The sequence below is a fragment of the Ulvibacterium sp. genome, assembly GCF_965228935.1.
Taxonomy (GTDB): Bacteria; Bacteroidota; Bacteroidia; order Flavobacteriales; family Flavobacteriaceae; genus Ulvibacterium.
This window is the reverse complement of the sequence record NZ_OZ245846.1, coordinates 4,107,655-4,123,947: the sequence shown is the minus strand read 5'-3', so window position 1 is coordinate 4,123,947 and position 16,293 is coordinate 4,107,655. Positions and strand designations below refer to the sequence as shown.

The following is a 16,293-nucleotide window of genomic DNA, read 5'->3' as shown; positions in this document are numbered from 1 at the left end:
TTAAAGGTAAAATTACAATAATTTACTGAAATTCAGATATACACCATCAGGTGTGGAAAGCACTACAGTTTTAAGTGAAGCCAATTCTTGAGGTTGTGCTGCAATTGCTTGAACTGGGACTCCAGGTTCCGGGTGGAAAGTACACGGTCTATCTGCTCTGAAAGGGTTTCATCCTCCAATTCTACCGGGTCTTCCTTTTCCGGATTCTCGGATTTTTTTTCCGGAACCATGCCTTTTTCACGATAGGTACGTAACTCTGCTTCCATGGCCTCCAAATCTATACCGTGAACATATTTGTCATACAGCTTAATTCTGATAAAATAGACAAAAGGTACAACTACCATACAAACCGGTAGGAGCCACCAAATATTTTCAGTGTCAACATAGACTTCACCGGAGAAGAAAGCCTCAAACAACTGAAATGCAAACATGGCTATAGGTATAATAAGAATGTGATACCACCAATCCTTTGAGGTAAAAAACCATATCAACAAAAGTATGAAAGGAATAATTTTAACGCTGAGAAACCATACATATGTCGAAACATCGGCAAAACCGTTACTATCTATAGTTATCCCCAAAAAAGAAATAGTGGCCTCCGGATCAACCGGTAAGTAGTCATACACTTTATATAGGAAAGGTGTAATGGCTATAAAAAAAACTGCTAAGGAATCAAGTATCATTTTTTTCTTGATTCTACTCTTTTTTATTCTATCCGTCATTGAAAATCGATACTTACTATAGTTTGCAAACGACGAAAACCTAAAAAAAGTATACAAAAAAAGGGCAACGTTAAATTGCCCTCTAATTCCTTTTATGAGAAAATATCCTACCGCTTCTGGGGTTTAGATCTTATTTTGTCCTTACGAATCCCTTGCTCAGTTGATTGGTCTTCGTTAGAGTTACTATACGCTTCGGCCGTAAAAGCTAGCAAGGTTACAACAGCCAATAGGCCAAATACAAATTTTTTCATTTTCATGGTTCTCGAGGTTTTAGTTAGAAATTGGACAAATGCTCTAGTACAAATGTAGGAAAAATAGGGGCAAGAAACTGTTGTGAAATGTTAAAATTAGGTATTTGGTCGTAAAAACCGTTCACTTTATCGAAAATTGTGCATTTCGTCGAAAAAATGCAATAAAAATTTGTCCTTGACGATATATACATGATTCGATTGACATATCCTCATGTTTCCGGACATTGATGTTACTTAAAACGCCCGGTAAGTAGTGTTAAAAAATAATTTTTCGGGTTTGTGCATCCAGAACCTCGATATTGATTCTTGAAATATCCCTCGGAAGAAAAGAATTGATTTTTTCCGGCCATTCCATAAAAATCCATACATCTTGACTCAAATAGTCTTCCAGGCCCAAATCCAAAGCTTCGATCTCATTCTCCAAGCGATAAAAATCAAAATGATATCCCAAAATCCCCCCATTTTCCATATGATATTCGTTTACAATACCAAAAGTGGGGCTATTTGTAGCCTCCCCGCCACCCAGCTCTTTGACCAAAGCCTTGATAAGAGTGGTTTTACCCGCTCCCATTTCTCCATAAAAGCACAGTATTTTGGATTGAACTTGATGCAGCAGTTGCTGCGCCACTTGCGCAATTTGATTTTTTGTATAGATTATTTCCCTCATCCTATAGATAAAAATCGGACAATTCCAAATGTAATTTGTAGCTTAGGGCACTGAAAAGTAATAAGAGATGAAATCGTTTTGGCGTCGAAAGTACATATTAGAAGTCTTATTGGCAACTATTATTGTTTTCCTTCCTTTTTCTATCTATGCACACTTATATTTTGAGGACAACGCTCAATCCATTTATTTTCTCGGTTTTGAATATCATCATAATTTGCCGAATAGTGGGTTGTTCATTTGGTATTTATTGACTCGACTTGTTTCATTTTTCTTGTTGGTAACATGGTTCTTCACAAATGAATATTGGTGGCGTTATTTCATTCTTTTCCCACTGGTTTATTGGATAGATATTTTAGCTAGGGACTCCTTCTATTATAATGATTTATTGGAAGAAAATCTTGAAATTTTATCGATTGTCCTTAATCTAACAATTATTGGACTATTACTTGTAGTTGAACATCGGATCATAAGAAAAAGTGAGACCTCGAAAAATATTGAAACAAAAAAGAATTGGTGGACTCAAAACTATGAAAGACTCTACAAAACTTTTAGTAAGGAAGCCCAAACTTTGACTGAAGCAAAACAGGTTTTGGCAAAAAAGGAATATCTACGGAAGCTAATGGTCATCAAGACCTTTATGAGCGGTTCCCTTGAAAATCTTACGCCGAACACCACCAACTCAAAACGAAAGGGAAAATGGGACTTTCTGATTGTTGCACTGTTAGTTTTTATTCCTTTTCTGCTCTATTCACATATCTTTATTCCAGAGAATATTGAGGAGTATACGATTTTGTGGTTTACGATTCATAGCCATGGCTTTGTAGATGTAAATACATTTTATTGGTTTGTATGCCTTAAGTTGGGGATTTTACTGCCCATGGTCATATGGTTTCTCACAGCTAAGGACTGGTGGCGATATGCTATTCTTTCCCCTATTGTATTGGTCGTTTATCAATCGTTCGAAGCCTTTGCGCCCTATAAAATTACTGATGAGATTTCCTTATTCAAGGCATTGCCGCTAACTATTGCCATTGTTTGCTTTTTGGGGTGGATAGTTCATATCGTAGGACATAAAACGAAGGTTTTGGAATTATACGAAGGAATCACCCAGGAAATAGAGGATATAATCCCCAAAATAGGGTCTCACACCGAAATGTTTTCGGAAAAAGAAGCGGAGTTCAAAGATTTAAAAGAAAATACGCAGGGGATGAAGGAAAAGCAACGTATTGACTTACTTATGGATTTACGTGAAGAATTGTTAAAAGAATATGCAATAAAAAACAGACTGTAATCAATCTTTATTCCCTAAATTTTTCTGTGTCTGCTCAATTTCTTCCGTAATCTCCTTTAAAAGTCGTCTTAGCTCTTCCTCTTGGCGCTCCCTGATTTTTCGTTCAATGATCTCTTCGATCTCCTGCTGCTTCTCAATGGAGAATTTGTCCATGTTGGCCATGAGTTCCTCCCTGTCCTTAAGCATTTTGCCCTCACCTGTAATGAGCCATACCACATTAAGCTGTGGATATACCCTAACAATGTTTTCGATTACATCACTACCGATGGAGGCATTGTTCTTTTTCATTCGAAGCGTATAGCCATTACTCGCTCCGATGGAGATATCAAATTTTCGGGCACTCAAGCCTGCATATTTGATGAATTGCATTAAACGATCTATGGTCTTAAGCATAAAATTATATTGTATCCAATTACAAATATAAACTTTCTTGCGAAAGGAGTATTATATAACAATGAATGGGATTCTTTTGGGTAATAGGCAATTAAAATTGAAATTAAGGATTTTGATAGAATCCCATGCCTCATCTGAACCGGAACCATTCGTTGGCCAAGGTAAAGCCATAGTCCAATAAATCCCGGATCAATTACAAATCACAAAATAGGAAGTCTTACCAATCGCGATTAGATTTCCATTTATCTTGGTTCCAAAACCACAAAGGGGATGATCATTTCTTCCAAGGAAACCCCACCATGTTGATACGTGTTTCGATAATAACTTACATAATGGTTGTAGTTGTTGGGATAGGCAAAGAAAAGATCGTTCTTGGCAAAGATGAAGGAACTGCTCATGTTAATACTGGGGAGGTGTATTTTTGCCGGACTCTGCGCTTCCAATACATCCTTTTCCTCATAGGTAAGGCTACGCCCGGTCTTATACCTAAGGTTGAGACTGGTCTCCTTGTCCCCGATAACTTTTGAAGGATGTTTTACATTAATGGTACCGTGATCCGTGGTAATGATCAATTTCAGTCCCATGTTCTGGGCTTGCTGTATAATTTCCAATAAAGGAGAATTCTTGAACCAACTCTGGGTCAATGAGCGGTAAGCCTTATCATTGGAGGCCAATTCCTTAATGACCTCCATTTCCGTTTTGGCATGTGAGAGCATATCCACAAAATTGTAGACAATTACCGTAAGGTCATTATCTTTTTGAGACCTAAAGTTTTGGGAGAGTTGTCTACCCTGTTTTAAACTGCTGATTTTATGGTACTCCCACCTCAAATTAAGCCCTAGTCGTTTGATCTGCTCATCCAAAAACTTATCCTCAAAAAGGTTTTTCCCACCTTCATCAGTATCATTTTTCCACCAATTGGGATATTTCCGTTCCATATCCAATGGGGTAAGGCCGGAGAAGATGGCATTTCTGGCATATTGGGTCGCTGTGGGCAGAATACTAAAATATGCAGCTTCCGTAGTTTTTTTGTAGAAGGATGCCACGGTATCCTCAAAGGAGTACCACTGGTCATACCTAAGGTTATCTATTACTACCAAAAGGGTGGGGGACTCCATGATTCTCGGTTGAATCCATTCTTTGAAAAGCGTATGGGACATTACAGGCCCATCAGGAGAAGTAAACCAATCCAAATAGTGTTTATCCACAAACTTGCCGAATTGATTGTTGGCTTCCACCTTTTGTGATTCCAAAATTTCGAACATACCACTGTCCTCAATTTCTTCCAATTGAAGTTCCCAATAAATCAGTCTCTTGTAAAGATCGGCCCATTCTTCCCATGAATTTACCATGGACAAATCCATGGAGATTTTTCGGAACTCTTGCTGATAGTTGGCCGTGGTCTTCTCGGACACCAAACGGGAATGGTCCAGGTTTTTCTTTAATGACAGCAGTATTTGATTTGGGTTTACCGGTTTAATAAGATAGTCCGCTATTTTGGATCCTATGGCCTCTTCCATAATGGATTCCTCCTCGCTTTTGGTAATCATCACAACAGGTAGGGAGGAAGCCATGGATTTGATTTCATTTAAGGTGTCCAATCCGGAGATTCCGGGCATGTTCTCATCCAAAAAGACGATGTCCACCCTGGAACGGGTTAGTTCCTCCAAGGCTTCCTGCCCACTTTTACAAGTTATTACATTATAATTTTTATTTTCCAGGAAAAGGATATGGGGCTTCAATAAATCAATTTCGTCATCGACCCATAAGATGGTTATCTTACTCATTCTTGTTATTAGGTTTTAAATTCTGCTCGACCCATTTTCCAGGACTAATTGTTTCATTTCCTAACGTACAGGTCCATGTTTTGAATTAGGTTTCAACACAATTGTATAAATTTGGGCTCTTATCCGATCAAACATTTGTTTTGCCTAAATCGAACAAGCTGAAAATCTTCAATGATCCAATTTACGGATTTATTAGAATCCCCAATACCCTCATTTTTGATCTTATTGCCGACCCCTATTTTCAGAGACTACGCAGAATTTCTCAAATGGGTCTTTCCTATTTAGTATATCCAGGGGCACACCACACTCGATTTCATCATGCCTTGGGCAGTATGCATTTAACACAACAGGCAATTCAAGTACTTCGTTTTAAGGGAGTTGACATCACCAAAGAAGAGGAGGACGGATTATTGTGCGCCATTTTATTGCACGATATAGGCCACGGCCCATTTTCACATGCCATGGAGCACAGCATTGTAGACGGAATCGGCCATGAACATATTTCGCTTCTATTTATGGAGGAATTGAATCAAAGGTTTAACGGAAGTTTAGCGATCGCCTTGGAAATATTCAAGGGAAAATATCCGAAGAAGTTCTTAAACCAACTGGTTTCGAGTCAATTGGATATGGATCGAATGGATTATCTAAAACGCGATAGTTTTTATACCGGTGTCGCCGAAGGTAATATCAATGCAGAACGATTGATTACCATGTTAAACGTGACCGGGAATGAATTAGTGGTAGAGGAAAAAGGGGTTTACTCCGTGGAGAAATTTTTAATGGCCCGTCGCTTTATGTACTGGCAGGTATACCTCCATAAAACAGGATTGGTGGCCGAGCAATTATTGATCCGTATCCTAAAGAGGGCCAAGGAGCTTTTGTTGGAAAACCAAAAGATCCTATGTAGCCCAACATTACTTTTCTTTCTTAACCATAGAATTACCAAGGACAATTTTGACCGTAACGTTTTGGAAGCTTTTTCAAAGTTGGATGATGTAGATATCCTGGCGGCAATAAAGCAATGGCAGGGGAATGGGGATTTTGTGCTCTCCAGGCTTTGTCAAATGTTGATCAATAGAAGATTGTTCACCATCAAGTTGAAGAACAAGGCCATAGACCCCAAAAAATTAACGAAGCATTTTAATCGTTTTAAGGATGAACATAAGCTTTCGGATAAAGAGACCGCTTACTTCGTTTTTTCTGGGGAGATTGAAAATAGGGCCTATGATGAAAGGCAACAGAATATCAACATTTTAAGAAAGAACGGAAAATTACAGGATGTCGCCAAGGCATCTGATCATCTTAACCTAAGGACTCTTGCAAAAACAGTGACCAAGTATTATATCTGTTACCCCAAATATTCTGTTTAACAATTTTTCTTACTTTTGTGCTCATGGTATTTACAGCAGGTCAGATTGCCGGTATTTTGGAGGGCGAAGTAGATGGAAATCCAGAGATAGCAGTCCATAAACTGGCTAAGATTGAAGAGGGAGAAAAAGGTTCCTTGACCTTTTTGGCCAACCCAAAATACACCTCTTTTATATATACCACAAAGGCATCCATTACTATAGTAAATAAGGATTTTATCCCCGAACAAAATGTAGAGACCACCCTGATAAAGGTAGAGGACGCCTATGAGTCCTTCTCCAAATTATTGGAATACTACAATCAGGTAAAGAGCAACAAAACCGGAATTGAGAACCCGGTATACCAGTCCGATACGGCCACTTATGGAGCAAATTTTTATTTGGGAGCCTTTTCGTACTTGGGCAATAATGTAAAAATTGGCAATAATGTTAAAATTTATCCCAATGTCTACATTGGTGATAATGTGACCATAGCCGATAACGTAATCATATTTGCCGGAGCAAAAATTTACTCGGAATCCATAATCGGAAATAACTGTGTGGTTCATAGCGGGGTTATCATTGGTGCCGATGGCTTCGGGTTTACTCCCGATAAAAACGGGGAGTTCAAGAAAGTCCCCCAAACAGGGAACGTTGTTTTGGAGGACAATGTAGACGTTGGGGCCGGTACCACTATTGACCGTGCCACTTTAGGTTCTACCATTCTGCGCAAGGGCGTAAAATTGGACAATCAAATTCAAATAGCCCACAATGTGGAGATAGGGGAGCATACCGTAATAGCCGCACAGACCGGTATCGCGGGTTCTGCCAAGATAGGCAAGCGCTGTATGATCGGAGGCCAGGTGGGCATAGTAGGGCACATCACCATCGGTGATAACGTTAAGATTCAGGCGCAATCCGGAATCGGGAGAAATGTAAAGGACAATGAAGTACTACAAGGCTCCCCCGCCTTAAATTATGGGGATTACAACAAGTCCTATGTGCACTTTAAAAATTTGCCGAGAATAGTAACTAGAATCGACCAATTGGAAAAAAGAGATTGACGGTGACCAAAACAAATCAAAAACAACGAACCATTAAAAAAGAGGTGACTCTTAAGGGTGTAGGCCTACATACCGGTGAGAATGTTACACTTAAGTTTTTGCCCGCCCCGGAAAATCACGGATATGCGTTTAAACGAGTTGACCTTGAAGGGGAACCCATTATAGAAGCTGATGCCAATTACGTCGTAAACACGCAGAGAGGTACCAATCTAGAAAAAAGAGGGGTCAAGATCCAAACTTCGGAACACGTCCTTGCCGCGCTTGTGGGAATGGAAATCGATAATATTTTGATCGAATTGGATTCTCCAGAACCCCCCATAATGGACGGATCATCCAAATACTTTGTTGCCGCCCTGGAAAAGGCCGGAATTGTTGAGCAGGAAGCGGAACGTGAAGAATATGTGGTAAAGGATGTGATTTCCTATAAGGACGAGGCAACGGGAAGCGAAATAACGGTAATACCCTCGGATAGCTATAAGATTACGGCCATGGTGGATTTTGGCACCAAAGTTTTGGGTACACAAAACGCTACTTTGGAGGATATCTCGGATTTCAAGACCGAGGTCGCAGATGCCAGGACCTTTAGTTTTCTTCATGAATTGGAGATGCTCTTGGAAAATGGCCTCATTAAGGGTGGCGATCTTAACAATGCCATTGTCTATGTGGATAAGGAGATTTCCGAAGAGACGATGAAACGATTGGAAAAAGCCTTTAACAAGGAAAAGTTATCCGTGAAGCCGAATGGTATTTTGGATAATCTTACGTTGCATCAGCCCAATGAGGCGGCGCGGCATAAACTCCTTGATGTCGTTGGGGATTTGGCCTTGACCGGTACAAGAATACGCGGAAAAGTAATTGCCAATAAACCTGGGCATTATGTCAATACACAATTTGCCAAGAAACTGGCCAAGCTCATAAAGCTCGAAAAACGGAATAATGTTCCTAAATATGACTTGAACCTACCTCCGTTGATGGACATTCATCAGATTATGGCCATGCTTCCCCATAGACCACCTTTTCTTTTGATAGATAGGATTCTAGAGTTATCGGACAAGCATGTGGTAGGCATGAAAAACGTCACCATGAACGAACCTTTTTTCGTGGGACATTTTCCTGGGGCACCCGTTATGCCCGGGGTTCTGCAGGTGGAAGCAATGGCACAGACAGGGGGTATTCTAGTACTCAGCACGGTTCCCGACCCCGAGAACTATTTAACGCTGTTCATGAAGATAGACAAGGTGAAATTCAAACAACAAGTCGTTCCCGGTGACACCTTAATTTTCAAATGTGATTTGATTTCCCCGATACGTAGGGGCATCTGTCATATGCAGGCCTATGCTTACGCCAATAATAAACTAGTTTCCGAAGCTGAGATGATGGCCCAAATCGTTAAAAGAAAGGAAGAATGAACCAACCGTTGGCGTACATCCATCCTGGGGCAAAGATTGCCAAAAATGTAGTGGTGGAGCCTTTTGCTACTATACATAACAACGTAACTATTGGTGATGGAACCTGGATAGGTTCCAATGTAACCATTATGGAAGGGGCCCGGATAGGAAAAAACTGTAATATATTTCCCGGGGCCGTAATATCTGCCCCTCCACAGGATTTGAAATACGAAGGAGAGGAGACCACTGTTGTGGTCGGTAACAATACCACAATTCGGGAATGTGCTACCATACATAAAGGCACTTCCGATAGGAACAAAACGGTCATTGGCAAAAATTGCTTAATAATGGCGTACTGCCACGTTGCCCATGATTGTCTGGTAGGTAATAACTGTATTTTTTCCAATAATTCAACCTTGGCCGGACACGTTACCATAGGGGATAATGTAACCTTGGCAGGCCTTGTGGCCGTAAACCAGTTTGTTGCTATTGGCAATCATGCCTTTGTTACAGGTGGATCGCTGGTCCGTAAAGATGTACCACCCTATGTAAAGGCCGCAAGGGAACCGCTTTCCTATGTGGGTATAAACTCTATAGGTCTGAGGCGAAGGGGATATCAATCTGAAAAAATAAAGGAAATACAGAATATTTATCGCATCCTTTATCAAAAGAACTATAATAACACCCAGGCCGTACAGATTATCGAAGCGGAAATGGAGGCGACCCCGGAAAGGGATGAAATACTTCAATTTATTCGGGACTCGCAGCGTGGCATTATGAAAGGTTATTTTAGCACAAATTAAATTACTATGGCATCAACTTCCGATATAAGAAAGGGATTATGTATCCGGTACAACAACGATATCTATAAGATTATCGAGTTTTTACATGTAAAGCCCGGTAAGGGACCTGCATTTGTTAGGACCAAATTAAAAAGTGTAACTACGGGAAAAGTAGTGGACAACACTTTCTCCGCGGGGCATAAAATAGATGATGTAAGGGTGGAGACCCGTTCTTATCAGTATTTGTATTCCGAGGGAGAGACCTATCATTTTATGAATACCGAGGATTACGACCAGATTACACTTCAGGAGAGTACCTTGGATGCTCCCGGACTGCTTAAAGAAGGGGAGGTGGTTACCATATTGTTCAATACCGAGGATAGTATGCCCCTGTCCGTGGACATGCCGGCAAGTGTTGTTCTGGAGGTGACGCACGCGGAACCCGGTGTAAAGGGCAATACGGCTACCAATGCAACGAAACCGGCCACCGTAGAGACCGGAGCTCGAGTAAATGTTCCACTTTTTATCAATGAAGGGGATAAGATAAAGATAGATACCGAGAAAGGAAATTATTTGGAACGGGTAAAGGAATAGGATGTTCTTGTATGGTATAATGAAACGTAAGAATTGAACTTGAACTCTTTTAATTGAAATTTCCCAAACCATATACGCTCGGGCAAATTGCCGCTATCATTGGAAGTAAATATGTAGGGTCGGATGATTTTCCGGTGTTGGGCATGAATGAAATTCATGTGGTAGAACCTGGTGATATAGTTTTCGTAGACCATCCTAAATATTATGATAAGGCCTTAAGTTGCAAGGCTACTATAGTATTGATCAACAAGGAAGTAGAATGTCCGGAAGGCAAGGCACTTTTAATTTCGGAGGATCCGTTTCGTGATTTCAATAGACTTACCGAGTTCTTCTCCAAGTTTGAGAAATCCCATAGCCCTATTTCGCCATCAGCAAAAATTGGAAAGGATACTATAGTGCAACCGAATGTTTTCATTGGCAATAACGTGAAAATCGGCAAAGGATGTCTTATCCATTCCAATGTTTCCATATATGACAACTGCATTATTGGCGATAATGTTATTATACATGCTGGGACGGTTATAGGTTCGGATGCGTTTTATTATAAGAAGAGACCTGATGTATTGGATAAATTGATTTCTTGTGGTAGGGTAGTTTTGAAGGACGATGTGGAAATCGGGTCACTTTGTTCCATTGACAAAGGGGTTACCGGGGATACTACGATAGGAAAAGGCACAAAGCTTGACAATCAGGTACAGGTAGGACATGATACGGTAATTGGGAAACGGTGCCAAATCGCTTCCCAAACAGGGATTGCAGGCTGTGTGATTATCGAGGATGAAGTTACTATTTGGGGTCAGGTTGGCGTTAATAGTGCAATTACCATTGGAAAAGGAGCAGTAATTATGGGACAATCGGGAGTTAGTAAATCGCTTCCCGGAGGGAAGAGCTACTTCGGTACTCCAGTGATTGAGTCCAGGGAAAAGTTAAAACAATTGGCCCACTTAAAGCAGATTCCCGAAATACTCAAAAAATTAGATGAATAATATACCCTTTAACCCTGTAAGTTTGGCTCCAAACGTATATTTTTGTGCAGCTTAAAGTAATCAATACAATATGAGTGTTCTAGTCAACAAAGATTCCAAGATTATAGTCCAAGGCTTCACAGGGAGTGAAGGAACTTTCCATGCCGAACAAATGATAGCCTATGGAACCAACGTCGTTGGCGGTGTAACCCCCGGTAAAGGCGGACAGGAACATTTGGGAAGACCTGTTTTTAATACGGTAGAGGAGGCTGTTGAAAAAGTGGATGCGGACACCACTATAATCTTTGTCCCACCTGCTTTTGCCGCAGACGCGATTATGGAGGCGGCCAATGCGGGAATAAAGGTAATCATTACCATTACTGAAGGAATTCCGGTCGCGGACATGGTAAAGGCCAACAACTACCTAAAAGATAAAGATTGCCGATTGATCGGGCCCAATTGTCCTGGAGTAATTACCCCAGAGGAGGCCAAGGTAGGAATAATGCCCGGTTTTGTTTTTAAGAAAGGGAAAGTAGGTATTGTTTCAAAATCAGGAACCTTGACCTATGAGGCCGCTGATCAGGTAGTCCGTCAGGGACTTGGAATTACTACGGCGATAGGAATCGGGGGTGATCCCATAATAGGCACTACTACAAAAGAGGCCGTGGAGCTCTTAATAAACGACCCAGAGACGGAATGTGTGGTAATGATAGGTGAAATTGGGGGACAGTTGGAAGCAGATGCGGCTAAATGGTACCAAGAAAGTGGAAGTGAAAAACCTATTATTGGTTTTATTGCGGGAGAAACGGCTCCGGCCGGAAGGACCATGGGGCATGCGGGTGCCATTGTTGGAGGAAGCGACGACACGGCACAGGCAAAAAAACGTATTATGAGGGAGTGTGGTATTCATGTGGTGGATTCGCCAGCGGAAATTGGGAAAAAAGTAAAGGAAGTAATGGCTTAAGGCCCTTTTTCAAAATACATAAATCGGTGTTAAGATAAATCCCGCTATTATGGTATGAGCGGGATTTTTTTCATCTTTATATGAAACATGCCTTATATTTGAAAAACGGCTGAACAAAGAAAAAATCGGATGAAACTTTTAGAGGGAAAGAAAGTAATTATTACAGGCGCTAGCAGGGGTATTGGAACAGGAATAGCAAGAATCTTTGCGGAACACGGAGCCGATGTGGCATTTACCTATAGTTCTAGCGAAGCGCCAGCCTTGGCATTGGAGAAAGAATTAAAGGAAAAGGGAGTAAAAGCCAAAGCCTATAAAAGTAACGCGGCCAGTTTTCAGGAATCCGAGGCTTTGGTCGCTCAAGTTTTGGAAGACTTTGGCGGAATAGATGTTCTCATAAACAATGCGGGGATTACCAAGGACAATCTTTTGATGCGTATGGGCGAAGCGGATTTTGATGATGTTATCGAAATTAATCTAAAGTCGGTATTCAATATGACGAAAGCGGTGCAACGTACCCTCTTAAAACAACGAGAGGGTTCCATAATAAATATGAGCAGTGTAGTAGGAATAACTGGAAATGCAGGCCAGGCCAATTACGCGGCCTCAAAAGCTGGGATAATCGGTTTTACGAAGTCCATTGCCTTGGAACTGGGCTCTAGAAATATTCGTTGTAATGCCATTGCCCCAGGGTTCATAGAAACGGAAATGACCGAAAAGTTGGATGAAAAGGTAGTGCAGGCTTGGAGAGAGGGCATTCCCCTTAAAAGAGGAGGTACCCCAGAGGATATTGCCAATGCCTGTCTTTTCCTGGCCTCGGACATGTCTTCCTATATTACCGGACAGGTTTTGAATGTAAACGGCGGAATGCTGACCTAAAATGTCACTAACCGTAATTTTTACATTTCGAACTTAACCCTTATCCTGAGCTTTATGGATTCCCAAACAGCACTTTTCATTATCGCTGCCGCCTTATTGGCACTGGTAATTGTTCTGTTTCAGTACCGTTCGAGATTTAAGGAGGGCAATGGTCTGTATTTTTTATTATCCGCACTGCGATTCCTGGCCTTGTTCGGAATTTTGGTACTATTGATAAACCCAAAGTTTACGAAAGAGGAGTATAACCTAGAAAAAACCGACCTTATCTTATTGACCGATAATTCAATGTCCGTACAGGCTTCGGCGGATACCATCATGTCCGCGACAGAAGCCATTACCCAAAACAACGGGATTCTAGAAAGATTTCAGCTAAGACCCTATAGTTTTGGGACGTCATTGGCAAGCTCCGATTCATTGTCTTTTACAGAAACACAGACTGATATTGGTAAGGCCATATCCTCCTTGGAAGATATCTATAGCAGCTCCAATAGAAATATGGCCGTACTGTTGACCACAGATGGAAACCAGACCAAAGGAGAGGATTACGGCTTTATCTTCGAAAATGACCAAGTACCTATCTATCCCATTGTCATAGGCGATACTACAAGATATGAGGATATAAGGATAGCGCGCGCCAATACAAATACTTTCGCTTTTTTAAAGAACAAATATCCCATTGAAATTTACATCACTTATGAGGGGGGTAGAAGCATAGAATCGACTTTGAACGTCACCGTAAATGGAAAAATGGTCTACAAGGAAAATGTAGGGTTCACACCTTTGAACAATACAAAAGTCATTACTGTTTTGGCTACCGCGGAAACGGTTGGAGCCAAAACGATCGAAGTTGAAATAAATCCCTTGGAAAACGAAAGAAACAGATTTAACAACAAAAGGAGTCTCGGGCTGGAAGTCATCGATGAAAAAACGAACGTAACCATAATTTCGGCCAAGGCGCATCCGGATATCGGTACGCTAAAGAAATCCATTGAAAGCAATGAGCAACGTTCCGTTTCCATTAAAGAACCTCAGGTACCAATCAAAGAGTTGGACAATACGGATGTTTTCATTCTCTATGAACCCAACCGATCTTTCCTTCCGATATACAAGTATATCCAACAACGAAAAACGAATTTTTTTACTATTTGCGGTGCAACCACGGATTGGAATTTTCTTAATGGAATACAGGCCAATTATTCCAAGGATGCCTATGGCGAACAGGAGGAAATACTTCCTGTTTTGAACAAAGGTTTCGGTATTTTCGATATCTCGGGATTTATGGTCGAAAACCTTCCTCCCTTGGAGGGCGAATTAGGCGAGGTACTGATTAGCTCGCCCCATGAAGTACTATTGGGGCAGAATATCAAGGGAGTGGAATTGGACGAACCCTTATTGGCCGTAATCTCCAAGGATCAGGCAAAAGAAGTGGTGCTCTTTGGAGAGAATCTGTGGAAATGGCGGATGCAGGATTATAGGGACAGTAAAAATTTCCAAAACTTTGATGGGATTATTGGAAAAATCATCCTGTATCTTTCATCGAATACTTCCAAGAATCGATTGGATGTGGACTATGACTTGATATACCAAGGGAGCGATGATGCCAGGATATCGGCCAGATATTTTGATGAGGCCTTTGAAATGGATCGGAATGCCAATTTAATCCTAAAAATACAAGGGAAAGGAAACAATAGGATCAAGGAAATTCCAATGTTGCTAAAAGACAGTTTTTATCAGGCAGATCTGGGCGACCTCCCTTCCGGGGACTATACATTTACCGTATTGGTTACCGATGAAAACCTTTCGTCTTCCGGAAGCTTTACTATTTTGGACTTCAACGTTGAACAGCAATTTCTTTCCAGTGATTATAAAAAATTAAATCAATTGGCCCTGGATAGTAAAGGTAAGTTGTTTTTCCCGTCGAATACGGATGCCTTGGTGCGGGAACTTTTGGAAGATCCACGTTTTTCCCCGGTTCAAAAGAGCAAGGAAAATGTTGTATCTTTAATCGATTTTAGGATACTCCTAATGCTAATAGCTGCTGCACTTTCTGTGGAATGGTTTATCAGAAAATATAACGGACTAATTTAATACGAATAACTATGGATAGATTACCAAAAATAGCGGTACCAGTAATTTTTGGATTCATTGTACTTTTTTTACTGTTTTCCAATGCGTTTGTCAATATCGGAGCAGGTGAAGCAGGGGTATTATGGAAACGGTTTGCGGGCGGTGTCGTTACGGACAAGCCCCCATTGGGCGAAGGTTTCCACATTGTGGCACCTTGGAACAAGGTGTATGTTTATGAAGTGAGGAGGCAAGAAATCTTTGAAAAAATGAAGGTGCTTTCCTCAAATGGATTGGATATTCAATTGGATGCCTCTGCATGGTATATGCCAAAAGCAGAGGAATTAGGGAAGTTGCACCAAAAAATTGGGGACAACTATTTGGATCGTATCCTTCTGCCTACCATCCGCTCTGCAGCCAGGTCGGTAGTTGGGAGATATACCCCGGAGCAATTATACTCTAGTAAGCGGGATGCCATCCAACAGGAGATCTTTGAGGAAACCAAGAAAATCGTTGACAATCAATATATTATTTTGGATGAGATTTTGGTGAGGGATGTAACGCTTCCACCTACCATTAAGGAGGCTATTGAACGAAAACTTAAGCAGGAACAGGAGTCGTTGGAATACGAATTTCGATTGGAAAAAGCGGAAAAAGAAGCACAACGCCAACGTATAGAAGCACAAGGTAAGGCAGACGCCAATAGAATATTAAGTGCTTCCCTAACTGACAAAATATTACAGGACAAAGGTATAGAGGCGACTTTGCAGCTATCACAATCCCCAAACGCCAAAGTGGTAGTGGTCGGTTCCAGTGGTGATGGCCTTCCTTTAATATTGGGCAACAATTAATGAATTGTGGCTCTTGAACCTTTAAATTGGATATTTTTAAAAGCAGAACGGATAATAATCCACAGTGCGATTAAACGATTTAAATTTTTGTCGAATCAAAATAAGTTCTATTTTTACATCCTGAAATGAGAAATTATACTACACATCATCATTTTTATACTTGCTCTCAAGCGAGGTAGAAATGTATTGTAGTTATGTTATACAATATTCGGACCCGTTTGAGAAATCAAGCGGGTTTTTTGGTTAAATCAGTTTATAGTTTTCACTCGAGGGAAAGAACCATAAATT

The 16,293-nt window shown here is 40.8% G+C and carries 15 protein-coding genes; 11 read left to right on the top strand and 4 right to left on the bottom strand.

Annotation, left to right across the window (positions count from 1 at the left end; all coding sequences use genetic code 11):
- Positions 1 to 62: 62 nt before the first annotated feature.
- Both ACO06Y_RS17560 and tsaE read right to left on the bottom strand, forming a co-directional pair.
- On the bottom strand, positions 63 to 683 hold the full coding sequence (locus tag ACO06Y_RS17560; protein WP_422080316.1) for a hypothetical protein: 621 nt from the start codon (positions 681 to 683) through the stop codon (positions 63 to 65).
- Positions 684 to 1,229: 546 nt separating this feature from the next.
- Complete coding sequence (gene tsaE, locus ACO06Y_RS17555) at positions 1,230 to 1,640, bottom strand: tRNA (adenosine(37)-N6)-threonylcarbamoyltransferase complex ATPase subunit type 1 TsaE (RefSeq protein ID WP_422080315.1); 411 nt, start codon at positions 1,638 to 1,640, stop codon at positions 1,230 to 1,232.
- 568 nt (positions 1,641 to 2,208) lie between these two features.
- Here tsaE and ACO06Y_RS17550 point away from each other — a divergent pair.
- A complete protein-coding gene (locus ACO06Y_RS17550) occupies positions 2,209 to 2,931 on the top strand; it encodes a hypothetical protein (protein ID WP_422080314.1) in 723 nt (240 codons plus the stop codon).
- Here ACO06Y_RS17550 and ACO06Y_RS17545 read toward each other — a convergent pair whose 3' ends face one another.
- Together ACO06Y_RS17545 and ACO06Y_RS17540 are read right to left on the bottom strand one after the other, a co-directional pair.
- Positions 2,932 to 3,324 carry a hypothetical protein gene (locus ACO06Y_RS17545; RefSeq protein ID WP_422080313.1) on the bottom strand — a complete coding sequence of 131 codons (393 nt, stop codon included), beginning with the start codon at positions 3,322 to 3,324 and terminating at the stop codon, positions 2,932 to 2,934.
- A 242-nt stretch (positions 3,325 to 3,566) separates the two neighbouring features.
- A complete protein-coding gene (locus ACO06Y_RS17540; RefSeq protein ID WP_422080312.1) occupies positions 3,567 to 5,111 on the bottom strand; it encodes a PglZ domain-containing protein in 1,545 nt (514 codons plus the stop codon).
- Between the two features lie 140 nt (positions 5,112 to 5,251).
- Here ACO06Y_RS17540 and ACO06Y_RS17535 point away from each other — a divergent pair, with 140 nt between their 5' ends.
- From ACO06Y_RS17535 to ACO06Y_RS17490, 10 genes are all read left to right on the top strand, one after another.
- A complete protein-coding gene (locus ACO06Y_RS17535) occupies positions 5,252 to 6,481 on the top strand; it encodes an HD domain-containing protein (protein WP_422080311.1) in 1,230 nt (409 codons plus the stop codon).
- Positions 6,482 to 6,504: 23 nt separating this feature from the next.
- Positions 6,505 to 7,521 (top strand): UDP-3-O-(3-hydroxymyristoyl)glucosamine N-acyltransferase, encoded by a 1,017-nt coding sequence (lpxD, locus tag ACO06Y_RS17530; RefSeq protein WP_422080310.1) that lies wholly within the window; start codon positions 6,505 to 6,507, stop codon positions 7,519 to 7,521.
- Positions 7,518 to 8,930 carry a bifunctional UDP-3-O-[3-hydroxymyristoyl] N-acetylglucosamine deacetylase/3-hydroxyacyl-ACP dehydratase gene (locus ACO06Y_RS17525; RefSeq protein WP_422080309.1) on the top strand — a complete coding sequence of 471 codons (1,413 nt, stop codon included), beginning with the start codon at positions 7,518 to 7,520 and terminating at the stop codon, positions 8,928 to 8,930. The genes lpxD and ACO06Y_RS17525 overlap by 4 nt, the downstream gene beginning before the upstream one ends.
- Positions 8,927 to 9,712, top strand: a complete 786-nt coding sequence (gene lpxA / locus ACO06Y_RS17520; RefSeq protein WP_422080308.1) for an acyl-ACP--UDP-N-acetylglucosamine O-acyltransferase — start codon at positions 8,927 to 8,929, stop codon at positions 9,710 to 9,712. Before ACO06Y_RS17525 ends, lpxA begins: the two co-directional genes overlap by 4 nt.
- Positions 9,713 to 9,718: 6 nt before the next feature.
- The gene (gene efp, locus ACO06Y_RS17515; protein WP_422080307.1) at positions 9,719 to 10,285 is read left to right on the top strand and encodes an elongation factor P; all 567 of its coding nucleotides are present in this window, start codon (positions 9,719 to 9,721) and stop codon (positions 10,283 to 10,285) included.
- Between the two features lie 53 nt (positions 10,286 to 10,338).
- The gene (locus ACO06Y_RS17510) at positions 10,339 to 11,271 is read left to right on the top strand and encodes a UDP-3-O-(3-hydroxymyristoyl)glucosamine N-acyltransferase (protein WP_422080305.1); all 933 of its coding nucleotides are present in this window, start codon (positions 10,339 to 10,341) and stop codon (positions 11,269 to 11,271) included.
- Between the two features lie 70 nt (positions 11,272 to 11,341).
- Positions 11,342 to 12,214: a succinate--CoA ligase subunit alpha gene (gene sucD / locus ACO06Y_RS17505; protein WP_422080304.1), complete on the top strand. Its 873-nt coding sequence runs from the start codon at positions 11,342 to 11,344 to the stop codon at positions 12,212 to 12,214.
- Positions 12,215 to 12,343: 129 nt separating this feature from the next.
- Positions 12,344 to 13,090, top strand: coding sequence for a 3-oxoacyl-[acyl-carrier-protein] reductase (gene fabG, locus ACO06Y_RS17500; RefSeq protein WP_422080303.1), 747 nt, complete (start codon positions 12,344 to 12,346; stop codon positions 13,088 to 13,090).
- A gap of 54 nt (positions 13,091 to 13,144) precedes the next feature.
- Positions 13,145 to 15,178, top strand: coding sequence for a VWA domain-containing protein (locus tag ACO06Y_RS17495; RefSeq protein ID WP_422080302.1), 2,034 nt, complete (start codon positions 13,145 to 13,147; stop codon positions 15,176 to 15,178).
- Positions 15,179 to 15,189: 11 nt separating this feature from the next.
- Positions 15,190 to 16,005, top strand: a complete 816-nt coding sequence (locus ACO06Y_RS17490) for a prohibitin family protein (protein ID WP_422080301.1) — start codon at positions 15,190 to 15,192, stop codon at positions 16,003 to 16,005.
- The last annotated feature ends 288 nt before the right edge of the window (positions 16,006 to 16,293 follow it).

What these genes read in the sequence shown, in the direction of transcription:
- fabG (WP_422080303.1), top strand. Translation starts at nt 12,344, where the DNA reads ATGAAACTTTTAGAGGGAAAGAAAGTAATTATTACAGGCGCTAGCAGG.
- lpxA (WP_422080308.1), top strand. Translation starts at nt 8,927, where the DNA reads ATGAACCAACCGTTGGCGTACATCCATCCTGGGGCAAAGATTGCCAAA.
- tsaE (WP_422080315.1), bottom strand. Translation starts at nt 1,640, where the DNA reads ATGAGGGAAATAATCTATACAAAAAATCAAATTGCGCAAGTGGCGCAG.
- ACO06Y_RS17495 (WP_422080302.1), top strand. Translation starts at nt 13,145, where the DNA reads ATGGATTCCCAAACAGCACTTTTCATTATCGCTGCCGCCTTATTGGCA.
- ACO06Y_RS17545 (WP_422080313.1), bottom strand. Translation starts at nt 3,324, where the DNA reads ATGCTTAAGACCATAGATCGTTTAATGCAATTCATCAAATATGCAGGC.
- efp (WP_422080307.1), top strand. Translation starts at nt 9,719, where the DNA reads ATGGCATCAACTTCCGATATAAGAAAGGGATTATGTATCCGGTACAAC.
- sucD (WP_422080304.1), top strand. Translation starts at nt 11,342, where the DNA reads ATGAGTGTTCTAGTCAACAAAGATTCCAAGATTATAGTCCAAGGCTTC.
- ACO06Y_RS17560 (WP_422080316.1), bottom strand. Translation starts at nt 683, where the DNA reads ATGATACTTGATTCCTTAGCAGTTTTTTTTATAGCCATTACACCTTTC.
- ACO06Y_RS17490 (WP_422080301.1), top strand. Translation starts at nt 15,190, where the DNA reads ATGGATAGATTACCAAAAATAGCGGTACCAGTAATTTTTGGATTCATT.
- ACO06Y_RS17540 (WP_422080312.1), bottom strand. Translation starts at nt 5,111, where the DNA reads ATGAGTAAGATAACCATCTTATGGGTCGATGACGAAATTGATTTATTG.
- lpxD (WP_422080310.1), top strand. Translation starts at nt 6,505, where the DNA reads ATGGTATTTACAGCAGGTCAGATTGCCGGTATTTTGGAGGGCGAAGTA.